General features: G+C 65.9%; 2 protein-coding genes and 1 pseudogene. All 3 read right to left on the bottom strand.

Going from position 1 to position 5000, the window contains the following annotated elements:
* Positions 1-215, bottom strand: a pseudogene (locus P409_RS26430) (homoserine dehydrogenase); the annotation flags it as partial.
* Between the two features lie 41 nt (positions 216-256).
* Positions 257-3883, bottom strand: a complete 3627-nt coding sequence (locus tag P409_RS26435) for an MATE family efflux transporter (RefSeq protein ID WP_034845452.1) — start codon at positions 3881-3883, stop codon at positions 257-259.
* 448 nt (positions 3884-4331) lie between these two features.
* A partial coding sequence (locus tag P409_RS26440) for a PBSX family phage terminase large subunit (protein WP_034845454.1) occupies positions 4332-5000 on the bottom strand: 669 nt, incomplete at its 5' end.

Below are 5000 nucleotides of genomic sequence, written 5' to 3' on the forward strand. Positions count from 1 at the left end.
AGGTCCGCGGTGGAGCCGCCGGCCGCCTTGTGGGCGGCGAGGCCGGCCGGATCGAAGCCGGCGGGATCGACCGCGACGCCCCTGCTGTCGGCGACCAGGACGATGCGGAAGCCGATGCCGTGGTCGCGCCGCAGCACCTCCGCCTTGTTCGCCAGGATCGCCAGCAGGTTCCGGTTGACGCTGCCGAGCCCCATCAGGGCGGCGTTGATCAGCATGGCTTGTCCTCGTTCCGGGGCGGCGCCGGAACGGGCCGCCCCTATGCCTCGACATACTCCTTGATCGCGTCGAGATCGTTGTATTTATCGGTCTTCCCGAAGATGTCGTTCATCCTGTCGACCCGATCCTGGCTGAGCTTGCCGTCGGGATGGGCCAGCTCGTACAGGCCCTTCAGATACTGGATGATCGATTCGCGGGTGCCGCGGTCCGAATCGTCGCCCGCGGACGGGTTGATGATCTGCTTCACGCCGTCCTTCACGAAGATCACGCGGCCGTCATCCAAGAGCTTGATGGACCCGACATCCACCCGGTCGACATCCTCCCGGAAGTCGCCGAAGGTGCCGGGGATACCGCCGTCGCCGAAGACCGGCAGCCCGGTCGGGTCGGCATCCAGCCCCAGCTCCTCCCGCAGCGCATCGAGGTCGTTGAAGTCATCCGATCGATTGTGGAGATCGGTGATCTTCTTCACCAGATCCTGGTCGAGGCCGCCGCCCGGGTGGACCATGATGTACAGGTTCTTCAGGTAGTCGAAGATATCGTTCGCATCGCTGTCGGACAGGCCGCCATGATTGTCCTTGTCCAGCTGCCACCGCCTGCCGTCCTTGACGAAGGTGAGGCTGTTGCTGTCCGTGGGATCGAGCTCGATCGATCCCACATCGACGCGGTCGATATCCTCCTTGAAATCGGAGAACGTCCCGGCGCTGCCCTCCCCATCCTTGCCCAGCAGCGGAGGCCTGGACTCGTCGAGGGCACGCTTGAGGTCGTCGATCTCGTTATAGCGGTCCGATTCGTCGTGCAGCCGGGTGATCCTGTCGATGATGTCCTGGTCGGCCTTCCCGCCGGGGTGGGAGATCTCGTACAGGTCCTTCAGGTAGTCGACGATCTTCTGCCGGTCCTTGTCGTCGGCCTCGCCGCCGACAAGCGGGTCGATCACCTGCCTGACGCCGTCCTTCTTGAAGATGATGCGGCCATCCTCCGCCAGCTCGATGGAGCCGACATCCACCCGGTCGACATCCTCCTTGAAGTCGCCGAAGGTTCCGGGCTTGCCGTCATCGCCGAAGCGCGGCAGGCCGGACGGGTCGGGCCGGTCCTCGCCGATGCCCGAATCGTGGTCCTTGTCCCAGTCCCGGAACCAGTCGTCCGAGATGTTGCCGTGCTCGTCGACGTATTTGGTGAAGTCCTTGTACTGCTCGGGCCGCGCCACCCACACCGGCACGTCCTCGGGGTAGAGGTCGTAGTAGCGATCGGAGCCGTGGTAGTAATTGTACTCGTAGCGCGAGTGGATGGTGTAGTTGAGCTTGTCGCCCCAATTGTCCTCGGTGACGCCCAGCGTGCTCCAGTTCCGGAAGTCGTCGCGGACGTCCTCGGCCTTCTGGTCCTGCTTCTGCTTGGCGATGACGCCGGTGACGATGGCGGCGATGGCGCCGAAGGCGACGCCGGCGACGCCCAGGACGCCGGAGGCGATGCCGAGCGCCGAGGCCGTCGCCGGCCCGGCGATCATGCTGGCCAGGCTGGTCCCGGCCATCCCGGCGATGCTGACCCCGCCCAGCAGCTGCATGGTCGCGGCCGCATATTCGCTGGGCAGCGCGTCCGGGTTGTCCCTGAGCTTGTCGATCGACATCGCCCCCAGGGCCAGGTCCAGGATGCCCCCGGCGAAATCGGCGACGCCGCCGACGGTGTTCAGGACGGTTCCGACGATCCGCAGCTTGCTGGGCGCATCCAGGTCGGCCGGGTCCACGCCCATGTTGCTGATCCGGTCGTCCACCATCCCCATGACGCTGGCCCGGTCGGCGTCGTCGAGATTGTCGAGGATGCTGGTGTACTGGGACCCCCGTTCGGACTGGACGCTGGAGACCCGGTCGTTCGGGTCATCCATCGCGTCCTCGAGGTCCATGGCCGCGTCATCCGGAAGCGGCACGAAGCGGGCCCCGTCGCCCTCGCCGGAGGCGATATCGTCGAACCAGTGCTCGACATCGTCGGCCCAGCCCGGCACGGTGTCGGGCTCGTCCAGCCGGGGCGGGGCGTCGCCGATCGCCCCGCGCAGCTCGTCGAGCGTGTCCAGCTCGACGACGGAGGAGCTCGGGACCGAGACCGGCCGGTTCGAATCCGGGAAGCGCTTGAGGAAGGCGTCGCGCAGCTGGGTGTTGTTCTCCAGGCCCAGCATGGTCGCCATGCCGGGCTTGTTGAAGATCGTCTCCAGCGTCTTCGTCGTCGCCAGTGCCAGGGCGGGCGACGTCGCGATGCTGATCATGAACAGGCGCGCCGCCCCCATCCGCTCTTCCGGCGTGTCGCCCATGTTCTTGTTCAGCGTGTAGATGGCCGCCATGGTGGCCAGGACGCCGCCGATCGCCGGCAGGACGCCGTTCTTCATGCTGGCCTGCAGCAGGGCGGCCGCGCCGTTGCGCGCGCCGGTCGGGATGTCCGGATTGTTGCCCTTCAGCACGTCCGAGATGCGGGAGGACACATCCTTGATGTCGAACTCGCCCTTGGCCTTGAAGGAGTCGAGGATCGAATTGGTGGCGATCTTGACCGCCGCCTTGTAGCTGTCCAGGCCCCGCTTGACGTCGTCGGGCAGGTCGGCCTTGCCGTCCTTCAGATAGCTCTGCACCGCCTTGTCGGTGAAGCCGATGCCGAAGATGGCCGACCACGTGCCCTGCAGGCCCAGCTGCACCTGGTCGCTGACGGCGGTCTGCAGGGCCTCGTCGGAGTACTTGCCGTCCTCGATGATGCCGCTGACCTCCTCGATCAGCCCCTTGTCGAGGATCTTGTTCCGGATCTCCGTGGCCTTCTGCTTGTCCAGATAGTCGAGGGACTTCAGGTCGTTGGAGAACCGGGTCTTGGCCCCGTCATCCTCCATGGACTCCAGCATCTCCGAGTATTCCTGGCTGCCCATGGTCTCGTAGATCTTGTTGGTCAGGCCCTCCTTGTCCTCGATCTTGTCGACGGCGTCGGCCATGAAGCCGTCGATGCCGTCGACGACCTTGTCGTTCTTCGACAGCTCGGCCAGCTTCCTGGAGATCTCCTCCTCCTTCAGCAGGCCGTAGGTGCTGGCCTGGTCCATGATGACGGAGTTGGGCAGGTAGGCGGTGGTGTCGCCCTTCCAGGGAAAGGCGTCCTTCTCGGTCTGGTACGGCAGGTAGTCATAGCCGCCGATCAGCGCCGCCTTGGCCTGCAGCAGCTCGTAGTACTGGCGGCGGGGGTCCTTCAGGTCCAGGTCGCCCCATTCGTCCTTCATCTTGTCATGGAACAGCTCGCCCACCGTCTTGCCGTCCTCGGTGGTCTTGGCGTTCATGAAATCCGTCGCCTCGGACTCGGCGACCTTGATGTCGATGTTGTTGTCCGTCTGGCTGATGCTGGTGCCGGCCAGCTTGTTTTCCAGCACCGAATACTTGAACGGGGCCAGGTGCTCCGAGACCGCGTAGGTCTTGCCCTTGTACTGGTAGGTGATGGTGGTGGGATCCTCCCGCTTGGGATCCAGGTTGCTCACCGGGGGCAGGCCGTCGGCCTCCTCCACCACCGTCCAGCCCTTGCTCTCGGCCTTGCTGCGGAACTCCTTCTCATCGGCCGGGCCGCCGGCCTGGTCGCTTTTCTGCTTCTGCTGAAGCTGGAGAGGCGGCGGGTTGCCTGCCGGAGCACCCGAAACGGCATTCGTCGTTGAAGCGACCATGGCTTTCCTCCTCTCGCGGCTGTCCGATCCGGCATCGTCGGCCCGGTTTCGCCGCGGTCCCGAAGGGCGGCGGGGCCGGTTTCCGGGCTTGGTCCGGGTGGTCCCGGACGACGTTTCGATCGCCGTGTCGAACGCTTCGGTTGTGTTGTGGATGGATGTGGCTGGACCCGGGCGGCACCTCAGGGAGCCATGCTTCCTCCTCCGCGGTTTGAGCTCTGCCGTCCGAGCAATTGCTCAGACAACGGTCAAATGTGCAGCGAGGCTAGGGGCAATCCGAAGGACGGGCAAGAATTTTTGCAAGCCGATGAATTTTTTTGGGAATAATTGCCGGACAAATTGCGCGGCGGCATGGCCGCAGGCCGGAGGATCGGGCCGCGATACCTGCCGTCCGCACCGAAGCAGGGTGATCCGCGTGCCTCGGGTCAGGGATGCGCCGCTGTCACGCCCCTCACCAGCGCAGCACGTTGCCCACCCAGCTGAGGCTGGCGTCATAGGTGCTGTGGCGCTGGCCTTCGAGGGCATAGCGCAGCGCGTCGATGGCGTGGTTCTCGCGGTCCTCCAGCACCGGCAGGATCTCGCCGCTGCGCGGGTCGGTGCGCCAGGCGTAGAGCGCCAGCTCGTCGATCAAATGGCGGCAGCGCGGATGCACCAGGATGTCGCAGCTCTTCAGGAACTCCACGCCCTCGACGACCGATCCCGGCCCCTTCTGCGCCGCCCGCAACCGCGGGAAGCCGTGGCGCTGCAGGTAGCTGATGGTCTCCGGCCGGGCGCCGTCGGCGACGATCGGCCATTGCCGCGACGCCGGCACGGTGTCGAACAGCGCCGGCGTGCGGTCGATCTCGCAGCCCACCCGATAGGCCTCGTGGTCGACATGCAGCGTGCGGCCGATCAGGAAGCAGCGCACCAGCACGGTCGGGTCGCGGGCGAAGCCCCAGTCGGCGCCGAACAGGAAGAGGGCGTCGGCCGGGGTCTCGAACGCCTCCACCCGCCAGTTCTGGAACACCCGCGCCTCGCTGGCCCGCTGGTAGCCGCCGAGCCAGACATGCTGGAACTTGTCCGGGTCGCGGTCGCGGTCCCATTCCAGCTCGGCCTTCAGCACCTTCGGGAAATGCGGGTT

This window comes from Inquilinus limosus MP06, assembly GCF_000767795.1.
GTDB classification, from domain to species: Bacteria; Pseudomonadota; Alphaproteobacteria; order DSM-16000; family Inquilinaceae; genus Inquilinus; species Inquilinus limosus_E.

Coding starts and splice junctions, on each gene's coding strand:
- P409_RS26435 (WP_034845452.1), bottom strand. CDS start 3,883: ATGGTCGCTTCAACGACGAATGCCGTTTCGGGTGCTCCGGCAGGCAAC.